This is a genomic window from uncultured Sphingomonas sp. (assembly GCF_934560975.1).
Taxonomy (GTDB): domain Bacteria; phylum Pseudomonadota; class Alphaproteobacteria; order Sphingomonadales; family Sphingomonadaceae; genus Sphingomonas_I.
The window spans coordinates 94,945-114,443 of the sequence record NZ_CAKTFO010000004.1 but is presented as its reverse complement, the minus strand read 5'-3'; the positions used below and the strand labels follow the sequence as shown (position 1 = coordinate 114,443).

Annotated in this window: 18 protein-coding genes and 2 tRNA genes; 5 read left to right on the top strand and 15 right to left on the bottom strand. The window is 65.6% G+C overall.

The genetic code is table 11. From position 1 onward, the window contains the following. Nucleotides 1-4: 4 nt before the first annotated feature. The 6 genes from Q0D93_RS04690 to cpdR all read right to left on the bottom strand — a co-directional run bounded on the left by Q0D93_RS04690 (nt 5) and on the right by cpdR (nt 5,084). On the bottom strand, nt 5-664 hold the full coding sequence (locus Q0D93_RS04690; protein ID WP_294391786.1) for an epoxyqueuosine reductase QueH: 660 nt from the start codon (nt 662-664) through the stop codon (nt 5-7). A 32-nt stretch (nt 665-696) separates the two neighbouring features. After that, nucleotides 697-1,617, bottom strand: a complete 921-nt coding sequence (gene prpB, locus Q0D93_RS04685) for a methylisocitrate lyase (protein WP_294391785.1) — start codon at nt 1,615-1,617, stop codon at nt 697-699. 8 nt (nt 1,618-1,625) lie between these two features. Beyond that, a complete protein-coding gene (gene prpC, locus Q0D93_RS04680; protein WP_294391784.1) occupies nt 1,626-2,771 on the bottom strand; it encodes a 2-methylcitrate synthase in 1,146 nt (381 codons plus the stop codon). 20 nt (nt 2,772-2,791) lie between these two features. Then, nucleotides 2,792-4,291 (bottom strand): MmgE/PrpD family protein, encoded by a 1,500-nt coding sequence (locus Q0D93_RS04675; protein ID WP_294391783.1) that lies wholly within the window; start codon nt 4,289-4,291, stop codon nt 2,792-2,794. Nucleotides 4,292-4,560: 269 nt separating this feature from the next. Next, a tRNA-Val gene (locus Q0D93_RS04670) sits at nt 4,561-4,635 on the bottom strand. 74 nt (nt 4,636-4,709) lie between these two features. Then, nucleotides 4,710-5,084: a cell cycle two-component system response regulator CpdR gene (gene cpdR, locus Q0D93_RS04665; protein ID WP_294391782.1), complete on the bottom strand. Its 375-nt coding sequence runs from the start codon at nt 5,082-5,084 to the stop codon at nt 4,710-4,712. A 143-nt stretch (nt 5,085-5,227) separates the two neighbouring features. Between cpdR and Q0D93_RS04660 the strand changes: the two genes are divergently transcribed. Beyond that, nucleotides 5,228-6,094 (top strand): N-formylglutamate amidohydrolase, encoded by an 867-nt coding sequence (locus tag Q0D93_RS04660; RefSeq protein ID WP_294391781.1) that lies wholly within the window; start codon nt 5,228-5,230, stop codon nt 6,092-6,094. A gap of 174 nt (nt 6,095-6,268) precedes the next feature. Here Q0D93_RS04660 and Q0D93_RS04655 read toward each other — a convergent pair whose 3' ends face one another. Together Q0D93_RS04655 and Q0D93_RS04650 are read right to left on the bottom strand one after the other, a co-directional pair. Beyond that, on the bottom strand, nt 6,269-7,051 hold the full coding sequence (locus Q0D93_RS04655) for a SapC family protein (RefSeq protein WP_294391780.1): 783 nt from the start codon (nt 7,049-7,051) through the stop codon (nt 6,269-6,271). A 78-nt stretch (nt 7,052-7,129) separates the two neighbouring features. Further along, nucleotides 7,130-8,563, bottom strand: a complete 1,434-nt coding sequence (locus tag Q0D93_RS04650) for an FAD-binding oxidoreductase (protein WP_294391779.1) — start codon at nt 8,561-8,563, stop codon at nt 7,130-7,132. A 98-nt stretch (nt 8,564-8,661) separates the two neighbouring features. Between Q0D93_RS04650 and Q0D93_RS04645 the strand changes: the two genes are divergently transcribed. Next, entirely contained in the window at nt 8,662-9,090 is a 429-nt protein-coding gene (locus tag Q0D93_RS04645; RefSeq protein ID WP_294391778.1) for a hypothetical protein, read from the top strand. A 97-nt stretch (nt 9,091-9,187) separates the two neighbouring features. Continuing rightward, nucleotides 9,188-10,624 carry a DEAD/DEAH box helicase gene (locus tag Q0D93_RS04640; RefSeq protein ID WP_294391777.1) on the top strand — a complete coding sequence of 479 codons (1,437 nt, stop codon included), beginning with the start codon at nt 9,188-9,190 and terminating at the stop codon, nt 10,622-10,624. A 262-nt stretch (nt 10,625-10,886) separates the two neighbouring features. Here Q0D93_RS04640 and Q0D93_RS04635 read toward each other — a convergent pair. Further along, nucleotides 10,887-10,962 (bottom strand) — tRNA-Ile (locus Q0D93_RS04635). A 118-nt stretch (nt 10,963-11,080) separates the two neighbouring features. On the opposite strand from Q0D93_RS04635, the gene Q0D93_RS04630 reads away from it, so the two are divergent. Beyond that, nucleotides 11,081-11,560: an Lrp/AsnC family transcriptional regulator gene (locus Q0D93_RS04630; RefSeq protein WP_294391776.1), complete on the top strand. Its 480-nt coding sequence runs from the start codon at nt 11,081-11,083 to the stop codon at nt 11,558-11,560. A 37-nt stretch (nt 11,561-11,597) separates the two neighbouring features. Here Q0D93_RS04630 and Q0D93_RS04625 read toward each other — a convergent pair whose 3' ends face one another. The 4 genes from Q0D93_RS04625 to Q0D93_RS04610 all read right to left on the bottom strand — a co-directional run bounded on the left by Q0D93_RS04625 (nt 11,598) and on the right by Q0D93_RS04610 (nt 16,496). Further along, nucleotides 11,598-12,863 carry a hypothetical protein gene (locus Q0D93_RS04625; RefSeq protein ID WP_294391775.1) on the bottom strand — a complete coding sequence of 422 codons (1,266 nt, stop codon included), beginning with the start codon at nt 12,861-12,863 and terminating at the stop codon, nt 11,598-11,600. 117 nt (nt 12,864-12,980) lie between these two features. Continuing rightward, on the bottom strand, nt 12,981-14,771 hold the full coding sequence (locus tag Q0D93_RS04620; protein ID WP_294391774.1) for a DUF885 family protein: 1,791 nt from the start codon (nt 14,769-14,771) through the stop codon (nt 12,981-12,983). Nucleotides 14,772-14,790: 19 nt separating this feature from the next. Beyond that, on the bottom strand, nt 14,791-15,915 hold the full coding sequence (locus Q0D93_RS04615) for a M14-type cytosolic carboxypeptidase (RefSeq protein ID WP_294391773.1): 1,125 nt from the start codon (nt 15,913-15,915) through the stop codon (nt 14,791-14,793). Further along, on the bottom strand, nt 15,912-16,496 hold the full coding sequence (locus Q0D93_RS04610; protein ID WP_294391772.1) for a DUF4136 domain-containing protein: 585 nt from the start codon (nt 16,494-16,496) through the stop codon (nt 15,912-15,914). Before Q0D93_RS04610 ends, Q0D93_RS04615 begins: the two co-directional genes overlap by 4 nt. A 150-nt stretch (nt 16,497-16,646) precedes the next feature. Between Q0D93_RS04610 and ykgO the strand changes: the two genes are divergently transcribed. Continuing rightward, nucleotides 16,647-16,772, top strand: coding sequence for a type B 50S ribosomal protein L36 (gene ykgO, locus Q0D93_RS04605; protein ID WP_003046794.1), 126 nt, complete (start codon nt 16,647-16,649; stop codon nt 16,770-16,772). Between the two features lie 100 nt (nt 16,773-16,872). Here ykgO and Q0D93_RS04600 read toward each other — a convergent pair whose 3' ends face one another. Both Q0D93_RS04600 and pyk read right to left on the bottom strand, forming a co-directional pair. Continuing rightward, the gene (locus tag Q0D93_RS04600) at nt 16,873-17,844 is read right to left on the bottom strand and encodes a glycosyltransferase 61 family protein (protein ID WP_294391771.1); all 972 of its coding nucleotides are present in this window, start codon (nt 17,842-17,844) and stop codon (nt 16,873-16,875) included. A gap of 115 nt (nt 17,845-17,959) precedes the next feature. Then, the gene (gene pyk, locus Q0D93_RS04595) at nt 17,960-19,417 is read right to left on the bottom strand and encodes a pyruvate kinase (protein ID WP_294391770.1); all 1,458 of its coding nucleotides are present in this window, start codon (nt 19,415-19,417) and stop codon (nt 17,960-17,962) included. Nucleotides 19,418-19,499 lie beyond the last annotated feature (82 nt).

Sequence of the window (19,499 nt, the reverse complement as noted above, 5' to 3'; positions counted from 1 at the left end):
GCCCTCATGGCTTGGGCTCGTCGCCGTAATAGAGTTCGCCGATGCGGATCTCCTCCCGCCCCTGCGACACGCGATGGGCATTGGTGTCGCGCAACGAGTAAACGCAGCCGCAATATTCCTGCTGGTAGAAATGCTCGCGCTTGGAAATCTCGATCATCCGCGCGCCGCCGCCGCCCTTGCGCCAGTTGAAGGTCCAGTAGGCCAGCTCCGGATAATGTGCCGCCGCCCGCTCCCCGCAATCGTTGATCTGCGTCATGTTCTTCCAGCGCGAGATGCCGAGCGAGGAGGTGATGATCGGAAAGCCATGTTCATGCGCATAGAGCGCCGTCCGCTCGAACCGCATGTCGAAGCACATGGTGCAGCGGACGCCGCGTTCGGGCTCATGCTCCATGCCGCGCGCGCGCTTGAACCAGTTCACCGTGTCGTAATCCGCATCGACGAACGGCACGCCATGCGCCTCGGCGAAGCGGATATTCTCCTCCTTGCGGAGGACATATTCCTCCTTCGGGTGGATGTTGGGGTTGTAGAAGAAGATGGTGTAATCGATGCCGCTCGCGGTCATCGCCTCCATCACCTCACCCGAACAGGGTGCGCAGCAGCTGTGCAGCAGCACCTTCTTGTGCCCGTCGGGCGGGGTCAGGACGGGACGCTCATACTCGCTCATGCCCTGCCCTATACCATCGCCCGCCGGCGGGGTCATCCTTGTGCGGGCGTGTCCGGCACGATCGTGCGCACGATGGAGGCGTCGAGCGCCTCGTAATCGTGGAGCCCGATCACGTCGTACAATTCAGCGCGGGTCTGCATGCGGTCCACCATCGCATGGGCGCCGCCGTCACGGGCGATCGCGGCATAGAGTTCCTCCTGCGCCTTGTTGGCGACGCGCAGCGAGGATACGGGCCAGATCACCATCTTGTAGCCCATCGCTGCGAACTCGTCGGCGGTGAAGAAGGGCGTTCTGCCGAACTCGGTCATGTTGGCGAGAAGGGGTACGCCCGGCATCCGTTCGGCGAAGGCGGTGAACATTTCCCGCGTGTTCAGCGCCTCGGGGAAGATCGCGTCGGCGCCAGCCGCCATATACAATTTCGCACGGGCGACGGCCCCTTCCAACCCTTCGCTGGCGGCGGCATCGGTGCGGGCGACCACCACGATATCCCGGCTCGCTTTGGCCGCGGCGGCGACCTTGGCCGCCATGTCGTGCGCGTCGGCAAGCCTCTTGTCGTTGAGGTGCCCGCATTTCTTGGGCAGCAGCTGGTCCTCCAGGTGGACGGCCCCTGCCCCCGCCTCCTCGAAGGTGCGGACCATGTGCATCACGTTCAGCGCCTCGCCGTAGCCGGTGTCGCCATCCACCAGCAGCGGCAGGCCGGACGATCGCACGACCTGGCGGATGAAGAAGGCGACCTCGTCTACCGTGATAATGCCGAGGTCGGGTAGCCCCATGGAGGCGGTCATCGCCGCGCCGGAGAGGTAGAGGCCGTCGAACCCGGCCCTCCTCGCCTGGATTGCGGCATGGCCGTTGTGCGCACCCGGCAGGCGGTAGATGCCCGGCCGGGCCAGCGCCTCGCGAAAGCGCCGGCCCGCGCTGGTGGCGGGCAGGTCATCGGCAACGAGATAGGGCATGGTTCCTCCTATGTCCGCGCGGCCAGCGGAACCCAGGCGAGATCGTCGGGGCCGGTATAATGTGCGGACGGGCGGATGATCTTGTTGTCCTCCCGCTGCTCGATCACGTGCGCCGACCAGCCGGAGGTGCGGGCGATCACGAACAGGGGCGTGAACATGGCGGTGGGCACGCCCATGACGTGGTAGGACACGGCGCTATACCAATCCAGGTTCGCGAACATGGCTTTGGCGTCCGCCATCACCACCTCGATCCGTTCCGCGACGGCGAATTGGCGCTGCGACCCGATCTCCTCCGACAATCGCCGGGCGACCCGCTTGATCACCTCGTTGCGCGGGTCCGCCACGGTATAGACGGGATGGCCGAAGCCGATCACCACCTCCTTGGCTTCCACCCGGCGGCGAATGTCCGCCTCGGCCGCGTCGGGGCCGGGATAGCGTTTCTGGATGTCGAACGCGCCTTCGTTGGCGCCGCCATGCTTCGGCCCGCGCAACGCCCCGATCGCGCCGGCGATGCAGGAATGCATGTCCGATCCCGTGCCGGCGATCACCCGCGCGGTGAAGGTGGAGGCGTTGAACTCATGCTCGGCATAGAGGATCAGCGAGGTGTGCATCGCCCGTACATGGCTGTCCGACGGCGGGCGGCCATGCAGCAGGTGGAGGAAGTGGCCGCCGATCGAATCGTCGTCCGTTTCAACCTCGATCCGCCGGCCATGATGCGCGAAATGATACCAGTAAAGCAACATCGAGCCGAGCGACGCCATCAGCCGATCGGCAATGTCGCGGGCATCCGCCAGATTATGGTCCGCCGGCTCCGGCAGGACGCAGCCCAGCGCCGATACGCCGGTGCGCATCACGTCCATCGGGTGCGCGGCCGCCGGCATCGCCTCCAACGCCACCTTCACCCCCTGCGGCAGGCCACGCAGGCTGCGCAGCTTCGCCTTGTAGAGCGCGAGTTGCGCCGCCGTGGGCAGCTCGCCATGCACCAGCAGATAGGCAATTTCCTCGAACTCCGCCTCGTCGGCAAAGTCGAGAATGTCATAGCCGCGATAATGCAGGTCGTTGCCCGTGCGGCCAACGGTGCACAAAGCGGTATTGCCCGCCGGCACCCCCGACAGTGCCACCGACTTCTTGGGCTTGAATGTCTGTTCGGTCATCCTCTCCGGCTCCCCTTATGTTAGAAGATGCCGGCCGGCGCATCCGCGCCCAGCCGTTCCGCCAGAACCGAAAAGTTCAGGTCCAGCACCTCGTCCGCCGACAGGCTCGGCAGCCGCTCCACCAAGGCGAGAAAGCGATCCTGCTCGGCCTCCTCCACAATCCCGTCCGCCAGCGTGCGGAACTTGTCGATGTAGCGCGGCCGATCGAACGGCCTCGCGCCGAGCGGATGGGCATCCGCGATCGCGAGTTCGTCCTGCAGGACGCTGCCATCCTCCATGGTCACGATCACCTGCCCGCCAAATGCCTTGTCGGCACCCGGCGCATGATAACGCCCGGTCCAGACGGGATCCTCCACCGTGGTGATCTTGCGCCACAAGGCGACGGTTTGGGGCTGCCTGGCGCGCTCCGGCGCATAGCTATTCACATGGTGCCAGCCGCCATCCTCCAGCGCCACGGCGAAGATATACATGATGGAATGATCCAGCGTCTCGCGACTGGCATTGGGGTCCATCTTTTGCGGATCGTTGGCGCCGGTGCCGATCACATTGTGCGTGTGATGGCTAGTACGGATCAGCACGTCCTTCACCCCGCTGAGGTCACCGATCCTGGCCCGCAACCGGCAGGCGAGATCGATCAGCGCCTGGCTCTGATACTCGGCCGAATATTCCTTGGTATAGGTGTCCAGGATCGCGCGCTTCGCCTCCCCCGGCGCAGGCAGCGGCACATGGTAGACGTGGTCGGGCCCGGAGAGCAGCCACGCGATGAACCCGTCCTCGCCCTCATAGGCCGGCGACGGCGCGCCTTCGCCCCGCATCGCGCGATCGACCGCCTCGATCGCCATCTTGCCGGCGAAAGCGGGGGCATAGGCCTTCCATGTCGAAATCTCGCCCTTGCGCGACTGGCGGGTGGTGGTGGTGACGTGCAGCGCCTGCTGGATCGCCTGATAGGTGATCTCGGTCGACAGGCCCAACAATGCAGCGATCCCGCCCGCCGCGCTCGGTCCCAGATGGGCGATATGGTCGATCTTGTGCTCATGCAGGCAGATGCCCTTCACCAGATCGACCTGCAGTTCGTATCCGGCCGCCAGCCCACGCACCAGCGCCGCCCCGTCGCAGCCCCCGGCCTGCGCCACGGCCAGGATCGGGGGGATATTGTCGCCTGGATGGCTGTAGTCGGCGGCCAGGAAGGTGTCGTGGAAGTCCAGCTCCCGCACCGCCGTGCCATTGGCCCATGCGGCCCATTCCGGGCTGATCCGCACGTCCCGCGACAGGCCGAAGATGGGTGCGCCGCGATCCGATCGATGCCCCAGCGCCTGCGCCCGCGCCGTGCGGATCGGATGGCGCGCGATCGATGCGGCGGCGACGGCGGCATTGTCGATAATGCGGTTGCCGATCATCTCCGCCACATCGGCCTCGACGGGCACGGGATCGGTGGCGACCGCCGCCATCTTCCACGCAAGCTGCTCCTCGCGCAGCAGCGGCTCGGCCGACTTGTAGGTTCGAACGTCGTGCAGCTTCACAGGCTGTCATCCTCTCTCTGCTGGATGGCCCGGGCGCAGGCTTGTCGTGCCGGATGTTTCCGCATGGTGGCGGTTGCTGCCCGAATGCCGGACGCGCCCGATCGCCGGCTTGGCGGATCATCGGTGCAGGCACGTCGACCATGAGCCAGGACTAGGCCTAACCCCGAACGCCCGCAACACCCCCGCCCGCCGCGCTGGACCGGGCGCCGCCGGAGCAAGGCAGATACGAAAAAGCCCCGCCAAGTCATGAACCTGGCGGGGCTTCTATCTGGTGGGCGTGGCAAGGATTGAACTTGCGACCCCTGCGATGTCAACACAGTGCTCTACCACTGAGCTACACGCCCACTGGAGCCCCGAGGGGCTCTAAACTCAGCGTCTGGCGGGGCTCCTAGCGGAGCCTTTTCGATTGCGCAAGCACTCAAAGATCGGCTGCACTGCCCATTTCGAACATGCGGTCCACCTCCATCACCAGATCGCGCAGGTGAAACGGCTTGGACAGCACCTTCGCCTCGGGCGGCATGGCCCCGTTCTGCAGCGTGACGGCGGCGAAGCCGGTGATGAACATCACCCGCATGGAGGGGTGCATCGTGCCGGCCCGTTGCGCCAGTTCGATGCCGTCCAGCTCCGGCATGACGATGTCGGTAAGCAGCAGGTCGAACGAGTCACGTTCAAGCTCGACCAGGGCGGACATCCCGCTGTTAACGGCCTTCACACCGTAGCCGGTCCGCTCCAGAGCACGCGCGAGATATTCGCGCATGGAGTCGTCGTCCTCGGCGAGTAGGATACGTATCATCTGGGCTCTCCGGGGACCTGCTGACAGTCTGTTCAGGCCCTTTATCGCCGCAATGGTTAACAAATTCTAGCCGCAATGCGTCAGTCAACGCGTGGGGCGTGAGATGGCTTCACGGAAACGTCACGCGCGATTAGCATGATCGCATGACCGACCCCCTGGACATAGCGGCCGGAGAGAGTGCCCCGTTCGTACGGATCGGCCCGCCAAGCCCGACGACGGCCATCGTGGTTGCGGTGCCGCATGGCGGACGGGACTATCCACCCGAACTGCTGGCGGCGGCGGCCGGTCCCGTGTCCCGTCTCGAATCGCTGGAGGATCGCCATGCCGACCTGTTGATCACCCAGGCGGTGGCGGAGGGCGCCGTGGGGATCGTGGCGCGGTCGCCCCGTGCCTGGATCGACCTCAATCGCGGTGAGGAGGATCTGGAGCCCCTGCTGCGCTGGCCGGCGCTGAGCAAGCTTCCGGTCAGCAGTCGGGCACGGTCCGGCTTGGGTCTGATCCCGACAAGGATCGGCGGGCGCGAGCTGTGGCGCATCCCCCCGTCCACCGCATCCATCCAGCGCCGGATCGACACGGTGCATACCCCGTATCACGCGGCCATTGCCCAGGCGCTGGACGATGCATGGCGCCGGTTCGGCCATGCCGTGCTGCTCGATTGCCATTCCATGCCGCCGCTCCACGGAGCGCGCCCGCCGCAGATCGTGATCGGCGACCGGCATGGTCGCTCCGCGGCGCCCGGCCTTGCGGCGCGTCTGGCCGCCACCGCGCGGCTGCATGGTTACACCACCGCCCTGAACGCGCCTTATGCGGGCGCCTATGTGCTTGCACGCCATGGCAGCCCCTCGACCGGCATCCATGCCGTGCAGGTCGAGATCGATCGCAACCTCTATCTGGAGGCCGGATTGCGGGACGTGTCCATGGGATTGCAGCCGGTCCGCGCACTGATAGCGGATCTGGCGCGCGAAGCCTGCCTGGCGGCACAGGCCGCCTTCCCCGCAGCCGCCGAATAAAAGAAGCCACCCTGCACTTTCGTGCAGAGTGGCCAAGGTTCAGGGAGGGAGCGCGCCTTGGCGCGCTCAAGTCCTACCGCGAAAGGGGGAACACGATAGGACACTGCATAAATAAGCGAGCGGCCTAAGGGTTTCAAGGATCGCGAAATTTTTGTTTGCCGGTCGGCTCGTCACTCAGGCCGCGCCGTTCGCCGCGATCGCGCCCGGCACCTGGCCCTGATCCCACTGCCGACCGAAGATGTCGTTCATCAGGTTGAGCGAGAACATGTGGGCGTGCAGCACCGTCAACATGCCGTTCTGGTTCATCTTGCGCAGCTGATCGCCGCGCAGCTCGCGCAGCTTGTCGTTGTTGACCATGCGGAAGCCACGATAATTATAGGGCTGGGGCATGGATGGATGCTGGATGCTGAACTCGCCGTCCTCCAGGACGTTGAGGTCGTTCAGCTCCTTGATGAACTGCGTGGTCGCCTGCGCCGCAATCTCGAACTGCTCGCAAAATTGGAGCGTGTCGGTGACGACCTGAGCCGGCTGTCCGTTCTCGAACAAGGGCAGGCCATCCTCGAACTCGCCGACCAGGCCGCTCAACGGGTCGAAGCACAAGGACAGCTCGTCCTGATCCTGGTTGAGCCGAGCCAGCAGCCACGGATAACGGCGCAGGAACGCAGGCACATAGCCAGCGTCGAACTTGCCGTCCTTGACGAACACGTTCACGCCCTCGTTCAGGCCCATCAGCGCCAGCGGCACCGCTTCGGCACCGGACGAGAACACGATCGGGAAGAAACGCTGCGCCAGCGGGAACTCCTCCACCGTCAGCGGCACGGCATGCACCTGCGCGATCATGTTAAGATCGCTCAGCGGCCGCATCTTCCACGTCGCATGCTCCACGCTGGAAAGCGGGACCAGGTCATTATAGAGCATGGGCAGACCCTGCATTGCAGGCTGGGCGGCGCTCGCCATCATTTCTCTCCAAAACAAGCGTATGGCCGGGTGGCCGACGGTTCGTGCCGTCTATTGGCTCGCATCCGGCTTCGCAACCTACTCTGCCGGGATCAGCTTGCCCGGATTCATGATGCCGTGGGGGTCGAGCGCGCCCTTGATGGCGCGCAGCAGGGCCAGGCGCGTCGGATCGGCGGTGCGCGCGAACTCGGCAAGGCGGATCTGGCCGATGCCGTGCTCGGCGGAGATCGAGCCGCCCTGCCGCCCCACCAGATCGTGCACCAAGCAACTCACCGCGGCGCCATGACGGGCGATCCAGTCGGGGCGATCCGCACCTTCGGGCGGACGCACGTTGAAGTGGATGTTGCCGTCCCCGAGATGACCGAAGGCGAAGACGCGCGTCCCGGCGAATTGCCGCTCCACCGCGGAGATGGCTGTGGCGAGGAAATCGGGCGTAGCGGATACGGGCACGGAGATGTCATGCTTCACGGCCGGCCCGTCCGCCCGCTCCGCCTCGGGCACGGTTTCACGCAGCCGCCACAGGGCGTCGGCCTGCGCTTCGCTGGCGGCGATGGCGGTATCGTTGATCGCCCCGCTCTCGATCGCGCCCGCCAGCACGCCGGAGAGACTATCGGCCGGGTCCGGCAGGGCCGCAGGCGCGGTCGCCTCCAGCAGCACATACCAGGGATGCGATCCGGCCAACGGCGCGCGGGTGCCCGGCACATGCGCGAGCACGAGGTCGAGCGCCACGCGCGGCAGCAGTTCAAAGGTCTCGATCGCCTCGCCCGTCGCCTCCTCCAGCTGCCGCAGCAGGCGGAGCGCATCGGCCGGCCGGTCCAGACCGATCCATGCCACGGCGCGCCTGCCCACCGCCGGAACAAGCCGCAGGCTGGCCGCCGTGACGATCCCCAGCGTCCCCTCCGCCCCGACGAGCAACTGGCGCAGATCGTAGCCGCGATTGTCCTTGCGCAGGGCGGACAGGCCATCGAACCGGTCGCCGGACGGCAGCACCGCCTCCACCCCCAGCACCAGCGCCCGCATCGCGCCGAAGCGCAGCACCTGCGTTCCCCCCGCATTGGTGGAAATCAGCCCGCCGATCGTGGCCGATCCCTTGGCCGCCAGGCTCAGCGGGAAACGTCGGCCGACCTGCTCCGCCGCCTCGTGCAAGGTCGCAAGGATCACGCCGGCTTCCACCACCGCGACATTGTCGTCGGCCGATACCGAGCGGATCGCATTCATCCGCCGCAGGGACAGGAGCAGCGCGCCACCCTCCGCCGGCGGCACCGCGCCCGCGACCATCGACGTGTTTCCGCCCTGCGGAACAATCGCGACCCGCGCCTCCGCCGCAAGCCGGACGATGTCGGCCACCTCGTCCGTGGTGGCCGGGGACAGCAGCGCCGATGCCTGCCCCGCCACGCGCCCGCGCCAGTCGGTCAGCCACGGCGCCAGCGCGCGGGGATCGGCGGTGAAGCCCTTGGGCCCCAATCGCCGTGCGAGCAGCGCCAAGAATGTTGCATCGGGAACACAGGTCATCACCGTCCTATAACCTGGCCGGCCTGCCGCCCGCCAGTTCATGCGGCATTAAAGCGCGGGTCCGGAACGGAGAAAGCGATGACGGACCCGCGATCCTGATGCTGCTGCTTGCCGCCGCGCTGGCTGGTGCCGCGCCCGCACCGCATTCCGCCTGGCCCGGCGCGGTCGAGATGGCGCAGCTCAGCTTCCGCTCGCGCATGGTGGTGCGGGTGCAGACCCTGCATGCCCGCCGCCACGTGGTGCAGACCTATCGCGAAAAGAAAGGCCCGCGCTGCGTGCCGATGAACGACATCCTGGGCGCCGCCGTGCTGGACAAAGGCGGGGTCGATTTCGTGATGCGCGGCGGGCAACGGATGCGGGCGCGGCTCGCCTCGTCCTGCCCCGGGCTGGATTATTATAGCGGCTTCTACATTCTTCCACCGGCGAACGGGTTGATCTGCAGCGATCGCGACGTCGTTCGAGACCGGGCAGGCGGCGAATGCCCGATCGACCGGTTCCGTAAACTCGTGCCCAAGATGGACGACTGATCCGGCTTTTACTTGACAGTTTGGTTGATTTGGTTCCTAGCGATCGGCATTCACAGGGGCACAACTACGCGCTCCCTAGATCCTGAACCGGACAGACATGACTTTCGCCGACCTCGGCCTTTCCGACGAACTCCTCCGCGCCATCACCGATGCCGGCTATTCCGAGCCGACTCCGATCCAGGCGGCTGCGATCCCGCCAGTCCTGATGAACCGCGACCTGATCGGGGTTGCGCAGACCGGGACCGGCAAGACCGCCAGCTTCGTGCTGCCGATGATCGACGTGCTGGCCCATGGCCGTGCGCGCGCGATGATGCCGCGCAGCCTGATCCTGGAACCGACACGCGAACTTGCGGCCCAGGTTGCGGAAAACTTCGAGAAATACGGCAAGTATCACAAGCTCTCCATGGCGCTGCTGATCGGCGGCGTCTCCATGGGCGACCAGCAGAAGGCGCTGGAAAAGGGCGTCGACGTGCTGATCGCGACGCCGGGCCGGCTGATGGACCTGTTCCAGCGTGGCAAGATCCTGCTGTCCGGCTGCACCACCCTGGTGATCGACGAAGCGGACCGGATGCTCGACATGGGGTTCATCCCCGACATCGAGGAAATCTGCTCCAAGCTGCCGGCGACGCGCCAGACCCTGCTTTTTTCGGCCACCATGCCGCCGCCCATCAAGAAATTGGCGGACAAGTTCCTGTCCAACCCGAAGACGGTCGAGGTGGCCCGTCCCGCCTCCACCAACGCCGCCATCGAGCAGCGGCTGGTGGAAACGTCCACCCGGGGCAAGCGCGAGACATTGCGCGGGCTGCTGCGCGCCGATGACCTCCGCACGGCAATCATCTTCTCCAATCGCAAGACCATGGTGCGCGAACTGACCACGTCGCTCACGCAGCACGGTTTTGCCGCCAGCCAGATCCATGGCGACATGGAACAGGCGGAGCGGCTGCGCGAACTCGAACGCTTCAAGACCGGCGACATCAACATCCTGGTCGCGTCCGACGTCGCCGCGCGCGGCCTGGACATCAAGGGCGTCAGCCACGTCATCAACTTCGACGTGCCTTGGCATCCCGACGACTACGTGCATCGCATCGGTCGCACCGGTCGCGGCGGCGCCACGGGCAAGGCCTTTACGCTGGTCACCAGCGAGGATGCCGAGGCGATCGCCAACATCGAAAAGCTGACCGGTCAGAAGATCGAGCGGATCACGCGCGATGGCGCGTCGGAAACGGCCTCCGCCCCGGCCCCGAAGCCGGCACAAAAGTCGGCCGAGGACAAGAAGGACGCGTCCGCCTCCAAGGGTAGCCGCAGGCGACGGCGCGACGGCGCGACGGCTGAAGCAGCCGAGGCGGTCGAGCAGGTCGTTGCGGCACCATCGGCAAAGGCACCGGCTCGAACTCCGAAGGAACCGCCGGTCGAGGCACCGGCACGGGTTTCGGCGGAACCGCCCTTGCGCGTGGTTGAAGACCGGTCGTCGCGCTACGATTGGAATGGTCCGGTGCCGGGCTTCCTCTCCCAAGGCTTCAACTTCGCGGACTGATCCACCGTCGGCCTATGGCCGATGGCTTGATCGACCCTTATGCGCTGATCGGGATCTATGGCGGCTCTCGCCTTGTGGTCGCGCGCCATGGCGGCGTGACCGCCCTCGGATCTGGTGAACGCCCTCGCGAGGCAATGCTGGCGCAAGGGGATCTGTCGGCAACTGCCGTGATGGGGTGCACCGGACGGCAATGCACGGCCAGGATTGACAGGCATCGCGCACGCCCATGCACGATCAGGCAGCAGATATTTCGGGATAATCATGGTGGGCCCGGCAGGACTCGAACCCGCAACCTAGCCGTTATGAGCGGCCAGCTCTAACCATTGAGCTACAGGCCCACGGCGGCTGAATAGACGAGGAACACGCCGTCAGGCAAGCCGTGGGGGAAGAGCATAGTTGCTTAACCAAGAAACTTTATTATGCCGCTCTGGCTAACGGCTAACGGGAAAGATGCACATGGCGACACATATCACCCTCGACGAGCTCGATCGTACGATCCTGGGCACGTTGCAGAGCGAAGGTCGCGTTACCAATGTCGAACTGGCCCGCCGCGTGGGGCTGACCGCGCCGCCCTGCCTGCGCCGGATGCGCGCGTTGGAGGAAGCCGGCGTGATTCGTGGCTATCACGCTGAACTGGATGCCGTGAAGCTGGGCTACGGGATCATGGTGTTCGCGCTGGTCAGCCTGAAGAGCCAGGCCGAGGACGATCTCAAGCGGTTCGAAGCGCATATCGCCGGCCTTGCCGAGGTCCGGGAATGCCACATGCTAAACGGCGAGATCGACTTCATCCTAAAGATCGTGGCGCACGACCTTCAATCGTTTCAAAGCTTCCTGACATCCAAGCTGACGCCTGCGCCGAACGTGGCGAGCGTCAAGACGTCGCTGACGATCCGCACGTCCAAGGAGGCATGCGGCGTTCCCGTCGACGACGCCTGAACGAAGGCGGGCGGCTGGATGCCGCCCGCCCGTCACGTCACGCTTCGGTCGTGGGATGGTCGAGGTGGATCACCCAGAAGTCGGCGATCGGCTTCAACTGGCCCTGAACCTGGCCGAACGCCGTCTTTGCGCCCGCCGCATCACCCGACTGGGCCAGCGCCCAACCCATGTGCAGATTGGCGACATTGTTGTCGACGCCGCCCTTGCTCATGGCAACCTTGTAGAGGTCGACCGCCTTGGCATATTCGCCGTAGCCGACCAGCGCGTCGGCGGTGCTGAGGGCACCCTTGCCGGTCGCGGCGGCACGGGCCGACTTGTCGGCGCCGGCCAGCGAGGCCTTGTCGCCCGGCACCTTGGCCTTGACCTGCGCCATGACGTCGGTGGCGTCATTCTTGCCGGTCAGGTTGACGACGCCCTTGGAGCTGCCCTCCTGAAGAACCGACATCGCCTCGTTCGGGAAGCGCATATAGACGTCCAGCGCATATTCCCGATAATCGACGTCACCGCTCAGCGCGTTGGCGTGGCGAAGCAGGCGGAATACGTCCACCTGTGCTGCCGTATCCAGGTTGGCGCGATCGCCATAGACGCGCAGCGCGTTGTTCCAGTTCTTCTTGGTCGGATAAGCGGCCACCCATTTCTTGGTGACTTCCAGCGTCGCGGCATTGATGGCCGGTGCGTCCGCCGGATTGGCCTTCGCGCGATAGCCGAGGTCGACGCCGCGCTCATACCATTCGGCCGGGACCGGCTTGCCCGCGGCGACCTGCTTGTCGATCGCGGTGTTGACGGTCTGCAGCGCCTTGAGCGGCTGACCCTGGTTGGATTGCGCCATCACCAGCATCGGCACGATGTCGGTATTGTCGGTGCCGGACTGCTGGGCCGCGGTCAGCGCCTGCTCAACACGGGGATAGTCCTTCTTCTCCCACGCAAGCTGCGCCTGCGCGATATAGAGCTGGGGCAGCACGGCCGGGTCGGCGCGGCCGCTGGACACCATCAGGTCGATAGCCTGCGCCTGCAGGGCATTGTCCTTGTTCTGCTGCGACAGCTTGTACATCAGCGAGCCGGTCGCATACTTGTCATCTTCGGTGGTCGCGGCGGCGCGCGCCTTCTCCAGTTCCGCGGCGGCCGTCGCCGCATCATTGCCGTCCAGCGCCTTCTGGGCGGCGGCCAGCGGAGCAAGCGCCTCCTTGGAATAATTCTTCTTCGGCGCCGCTGCCTCATCCTTTTTCTTCGCGGCGGAGGCCGGCGTGGCCACGGCAAGGCCACCAAGCGCAAGCGCCAGCGCAAGGTGCGAAACAATCTTCATGGTCCATCTCCTCTGAGCCGGCACGCCGGCGGCATCGCCATCGTGCCTAATGTGGTCGCCGAAACGGGGCAAGCAGCCTCTCTGCCGATCGGCTGCTGAACCGCCGCTGTATTGGTGTCAGTTCCTCCGCTGCGATGCGATCCAGGCATCGATCTTGGCATTGAGCACGGTCATCGGCAGCGCGCCCGTGTCCAGTACCTGCGCATGAAAGGCACGCGGGTCGAACCGCGCGCCGAGCGCCTGCTGCGCGCGCGTCTTGGCCTGCGAAATGGTAATCTGGCCCACCTTGTAGGCGAGCGCCTGGCCTGGAATGGCGATGTAGCGTTCCACCTCGGCCGTGGCGTCCGTCTCCGTCTCCGGCGAATTGTCGAGCATATACTGGATCGCCCGCTCACGGCTCCAGCCGTAAGCGTGGATGCCCGTATCCACCACCAGACGCATGGCGCGGAGCATTTCGTCGTTCAGGCCACCGATCCGCTGCCACGGATCGCTCTCCATGCCCAGTTCCTTCCACAGGCTCTCGGCATAGAGCGCCCAGCCCTCCTGAAAGGCGGTATTGCCTTCGAAGCGCATGAAGTTGGGCAGCTTGTCGTTTTCCTGCGCCAGGCTGATCTGGAAATGGTGGCCCGGCTCCGCCTCATGCAGGAATAGGGTTTCCTTCTCCCACGTCACGCGCGACGGCAGGTCGTAGCTGTTATAGTAGAAGATGCCGGGGCGCGATCCATCGGGGGTGCCGGCATTGTAGGAGCCGCCCGCCGCCGTCTTCTCCTGGTAGGCAGGCACCGGCCGGATTTCGAGCGGGGTCTTGGGAAAGGTGGAGAACTGCTCCGCCAGCCGTTTTTCCACCTTGGCCTTGGTGGCGAAATAGCCGTCGCGCAGTTCGGCGGCGCTTTTGGGCTGGAACCGGGGCGAGGTGCGCAGGAAGGCGAAGAATTGCTGCGGCGTGCCCTTGAAGCCGACGATGCGCTGCTGCTCGGCCAACCCCCTCCGGATGCGCGCGACCTCCCCCAAGCCCAATTTGTGGACCTCTGCCGCGCTCATCGGCAGGGTGGTGTTGCTCTCGATCAGGTAGGCGTAGAGCTTGGCGCCGCCCTTCATCGCCGACAGCCCGACCGAGGGGCGTGCGGCCGGCAGGTATTCACGCTGCAGGAAGTCGCGCAGCCGCGTCTCCGCCGGGATCAGCACGTCGCGGATCTGCGTTGCATAAGCGGTGCGCAGCCGCGGGCGGTCGGCTTCCTTCACGCCCTCCGGAAATTGCCGGACCGGACCGTAGAAGGTGGATGTTTCCACGCCTTCGTTGATCTGCGCCGTAAGCTGCTCGATCATGTTGCGGACGGTCAATTGCGGCTGCAGGATGCCTGCCTGCATACCCTGTCGAAAACGGCCGATCACCTCGTCCAGCAGGCGCGCATAAGCAGCGTTGCGGATAAGATTGTTCTCGTAATCCGCCAGCGTCGCGAAAGGCGCCACGCCCTTGCCCGAAGCCAGATCGGGATAGGAGAGATGGATGCCGAAGAAGTGGTCGATAGGCCGCACCTTGAGCGACAACAGCAGGTCCGGATCAGCCAGCAGTTTAAGCTGGTCGCGCGTCTTCCACGCGAAGCTGTCATAGGCGAGCTGATCGGTAAGATCGAGCTGCGTCCGATCGATCGCCTGCAATGCCGCCAGCTCGCGCGTGGCCGCATCCCGCTCCGCTGCGAAGTAAGCGTCGCTGAACGGATCCCCCGCCTGATCGGCGTAGCGCAGGTCACCGCGGCCGAGCGCCTCCAGCGGATTGCGTCGCAGATTGGCCTCGTCGCTCTGGGCAAAGAGCGCGAACAGCCGCGCATGGCCATCGGTGGCGGGCTGGGCAATGGTCGGGGCGGCCACCAACAAGGTAGCCGCCAGCGCGGCGGCGACGTGTCGCATCATTCCTCCAGGAAACGGATCAGGCCGCGAAATCGCCGATCATCTCGTGCAGCGCGCCGAGACAATCCTCGCCCAAGCGCATCGAGCGCTCCGCCGACCAGCCGAACTCGGGGTCGGGCAGATCGTCATTGTCCTTGAACGGCATTTCCAACGTCATCGACACCGCGCCGAAGCGTTCAGCCAGCTGGTTGGTGGACATGGATAGATTGGCCCCGCCGCTGCCCACCACGGCATAGCCATGCTTGCTCTGGAAATCGGGCGAGCGCCGCGCCAGCGTGTCGCGGAAGCGGTTGAACAGCGCCGCCTGCCGCTCGGTCAGGCTGGGAATGCCTTCGAAGCCGGCGAGGAAGACGTAGGGGATCGCCTCATCGCCATGGACGTCGATGGCGAAATCCACCCCCGTCTCGTCCATTCGATTGCGCACGGCCAGCACCTCGGGACTGCGCTCCGCCGTAGGCTCGTGCCACTCGCGATTGAGGTTCACGCCGACGGCATTGGTGCGCAAGTGCCCGCGCCGTGACCCGTCCGGGTTCATGTTGGGAACGATGTGAAAGGTCGCCTCGCGGCGCAGCACGCGCGCGACCGGATCGAACGGGTCGGTCAGGCGGCCGATCGCGCCCTCTATCCACCATTCCGCCATCGATTCGCCGGGGTGCTGGCGGGCATAGAGCCATACCTGCAGCTTGCCCTCGCCCACCGTCAGATAGTCGATATCCTGCCCGTCGAGCGTTTGGCCGAGCGAGCGATAGCCGACGCCCGGCAGCATCGCGACGCTGGCGACCAGATCATGGTGCCGCTCCATCGAATAAGGCGCGAAATAGGCGAACCACAGGCTGTCGACATCGCAAGCATGGCGGATCGTCAGTATGCCATCGGCGAAGCTGGTCTCCGCCAGACGCCAATCCTCGCGATCCGCCGACCAGCGTGCGCGATAGTCGGGCCACCCGTCCGGATAGGCCGATCCCGCCGCGTTGGTGATCCGCAGTTCCACCGTCCGCCCGGCCGCGCCGGTCAGGCGGAAGTGGAACCATTGGTAGAAATCCGATCGTTGATCGGTGATGATCTCCAGATCGAAGCGATCACCATCCTGCGAAAGGACACGGATATTGCCGCTGTCGAATGCGGCGGAGATGTGTGCAGTCATTTGACGGTGATAGTCCGCCCCGACACGCCCGGAAAGTCCTGGAACATGGCGGTGGCAAGCTTCTGCACCGCGTCGGTCGGCTGGCTGCCGGGCTCCCCGAAGCGGCCGCTGGTCTGCGCCCTGCCCTCCCAGATGGTGGTGCTGTCGGAACGCCGCTTGATCTGCACCGTCAGGCGGGTGCTGACATATTGCGACGGGCGATTGCCCGCCACCGGAACGCTGACGCCGCCGCCGATCCCGGTGTGGCGGCCGAACGTGCCGCCGCCGAGGCCGAGCGAGAAGGACGAACGCGGAGGACCATCGAAGAAGGCCCGGTCGACGACGACGGCCGCCACCTGTTCCGACTTGGTCAGGCCCGGAGCCTCGGTGAAGCCCAGCCGGGCGAGTTCGGCGCCGACAACGTTGGCATAGGCCTGAAATTCGGGGCTGCCACGATCGGCGGGGAGCAGCGGCTCGACAGTGATCTGTCCGCGCGCAATCGGTTGATTGAGGTGGAACCGGGTCACTTCGGTCTTCGGCTGGCTGGCGCAGCCCGCGAGCGCCAGCGCGCCAAGCAGGGCAACGGACAGGGTCGAGCGCATGCTGTTCTCCTTTAAAGTGCGCGTCGTTACGCCGCTGAAACGCCCAATATGCAAGATCGCTGCATACCGAAATGGTTGACACTCAACAGTTCACCGCATAAGCGGACGCCTCTTTCGACAACCCAAGAACACAAGGCAGGCGTAACGGCCATGAAGATCCGCAATTCCCTGAAGTCGCTGAAGGACCGTCATCGCGACAATCGCGTGATCCGCCGGCGCGGCCGCACCTATGTGATCAACAAGACCAACCGTCGCTTCAAGGCCCGCCAGGGCTGACCAAGCCCGACGTTGGGTGACGCAACGTCGAATCGATGCGGCCGTGCGAAAGCGCGGCCGTTTTCGTATGTGCGGACAATAACCGGCAAACGTCCGGTATTCATGCGTCCAGATGCGGCAATATAGCCCGCACCATGTCGAGATCGCATTCCCACGCCGAGCGATGGAAATGGTCGGCGGTCTCCACCTCCGAATTGATCAGCGCCGCATAAGCCAGCCCCTTGGCCTGGGCGAGCTTCACGTAGCAGCGACCGGGATAGCCTTCGGACAGAAGTTCCAGCATCTTCGGACCCTGGCTGCCGTTACGACAATATAGCAGGTTGGCGAGCCCGGCCCCATGCGGCCCTACGATCACTGCCGCGTCGCGGAACGTGGCCGCCTGTTCCGCCGGCGACAGCCCTCCCGGCGTCAACACGTAGAAGCCGCGCGCTTGCAGCAGGGCGATCAGCTCCGCCTCGTTGCGCATCGGGCGTCGATCCGGGGCATCCCGGCGCGATATATAGAGCCTACGCCCTCGCCCTGATCGGGGAAGTGGTGCAGCGGCCTGTGCAAACAGTGCGAGAACATGCGGATGCGGCGCAAAGCCGGAGGATCGCCCCGTCATGTTGGTCAGGACGGCGCGGTCGAAACTCGCCAGCGCGTCTCCGGGCACCTCGATCCAAGTCGTGTCCGGCGCAAGAAAGGCCGCCAGGTCGCGCCTCCATTCCGCATCCAGCGGCGGCACGATCACGGGTGCGTCGCCATGCCCGAGGGCGCGATAGGCCAGCACCGCGCCCATCGTTTCCAACAGCATATGGAAATAGGCATCCTTGCCGGAATTGCCGGCCACCAGAGGCGCCATCCCCGTAGCAGGATGAACCACCGACCGCTGCACGCCGGCAAACAGCTGGTGCCAATGATGTGCGCCCAGCGTGTGGATGGAGTTGAGATCAAGCCCGCCATCGCGCGACAGGACGGCGAAGCGGCCGCCGGCGACCACAATCGGCTGCGGATCCGAAAAGGTGATGGCAGGGGCGGTATATTCCTGCCCCGCACTCTCCACAAACCGGCTGACCCGGTCACTCGGCGTCACCCGGGGCGATATATGGATCCCCGGGTGCCACGCGGCGACAGGCATTTCGGGCAGGGTCAGCATGATGCGACCTGTATCCGCATCATGCTGACCCTGTACCGGAACCTGCCCATCGTCAGGCGTCGTGGCCTTCCAGCTCCTTGCCGGTAAGGCGCTGGACGTGCAGCACGTTGGTGGAGCCCGGCGTTCCGAACGGCACGCCGGCCATGATCACCACCCGGTCGCCGGCCTTGCCGAGCTGGTGACGCAGCGCCATCCGCTTGGCCTTGGCGACCATTTCCTCGAAGCTGTCGACGTCCTTGGTGTGCACCGCATGGGTGCCCCACATCAGGCCGACGCGCCGCGCGGTGGTGAGCGACGGCGTCAGAACCATCAGCGGCACCGCCGGCCGGTCGCGCGCGATGCGGCGGGCGGACGATCCAGACACGGTGAAGCAGATGATGGAACTGGCGGAAATCGTGTCCGCAATCTCCTTGGCGGCCTGCGACAAAGCGTCGGCCGTGGTCGGATCGGGCAGCGTTTCCGTGAAGTGCAGGCGCGCCTTGTAGCCGGGGTCGTTCTCCACCGCGACGGCGATGCGGTCCATCATCGACACGGCTTCCTCCGGCCATGCGCCGGCGGCACTCTCCGCCGACAGCATGATCGCGTCGGCGCCATCATAGATGGCATTGGCCACGTCCGACACCTCGGCCCGCGTCGGCGACGGCGAGACGATCATGGATTCCAGCATCTGCGTCGCGACCACCACCGGGCGGCCCATCCGGCGGGCCGTGGCGACGATCTGCTTCTGCACCAACGGAACCTGTTGCGGCGGCAGTTCCACGCCCAGGTCGCCACGCGCGACCATCACGGCGTCGGCCAGTTCCAGGATTTCCTCCAGCCGCTCGACCGCCGCCGGCTTCTCGATCTTGGCGAGGACGGATGCCTTGCCCCCGATCAGACGGCGAGCCTCCGCCACATCCTCCGGCCGCTGCACGAAGCTGAGTGCGATCCAGTCGGCGCCCTGCTCCACGGCAAAGGCCAGGTCCGCGCGATCCTTTTCGGTCAGCGCCGCCATCGGCACGACCACGTCGGGCACGTTGAGTCCCTTGGAGTTGGACAGCGGACCGCCCACCTCGACAATGGTTTCGATCCGCTCGGGCGCCACGCTCGACACGCGCAGCACCAGCTTGCCGTCGTCCAGCAACAGCCGCGCGCCGACCTCCAGCGCCGCGAAGATCTCCTTGTGCGGCAACTCGACCCGGGTCGCATCGCCGGGGGTAGAATCACGATCGAGGACGAAGTGCGCGCCGGTTTCCAGCAGCACCTTGCCCTCCGCGAACTTGCCGACGCGCAGCTTCGGCCCCTGCAGGTCGAACAGGATCGTGGCCGGGCGACCAAGCTCCTCTTCCAACCCGCGGATCGCCTGGATCAGCGGCACCTTGTCGGCATGGGCGCCGTGGCTCATGTTGATGCGGAACGCATCGGCACCGGCGAGATAGAGCTTGCGGATCATCTCCGACGAACTCGACGCGGGGCCCAGCGTCGCGAGGATACGCACCTTCCGGCTGCGCGGCGCAAATTGGGTCGGCACGGTCACCTCTTGTTTTCCCGTCACATTCCGAAAGTGACTTGGTTAATCCTTGGCCGTCGATAGGCCGGTCCGTGCCGCCTAT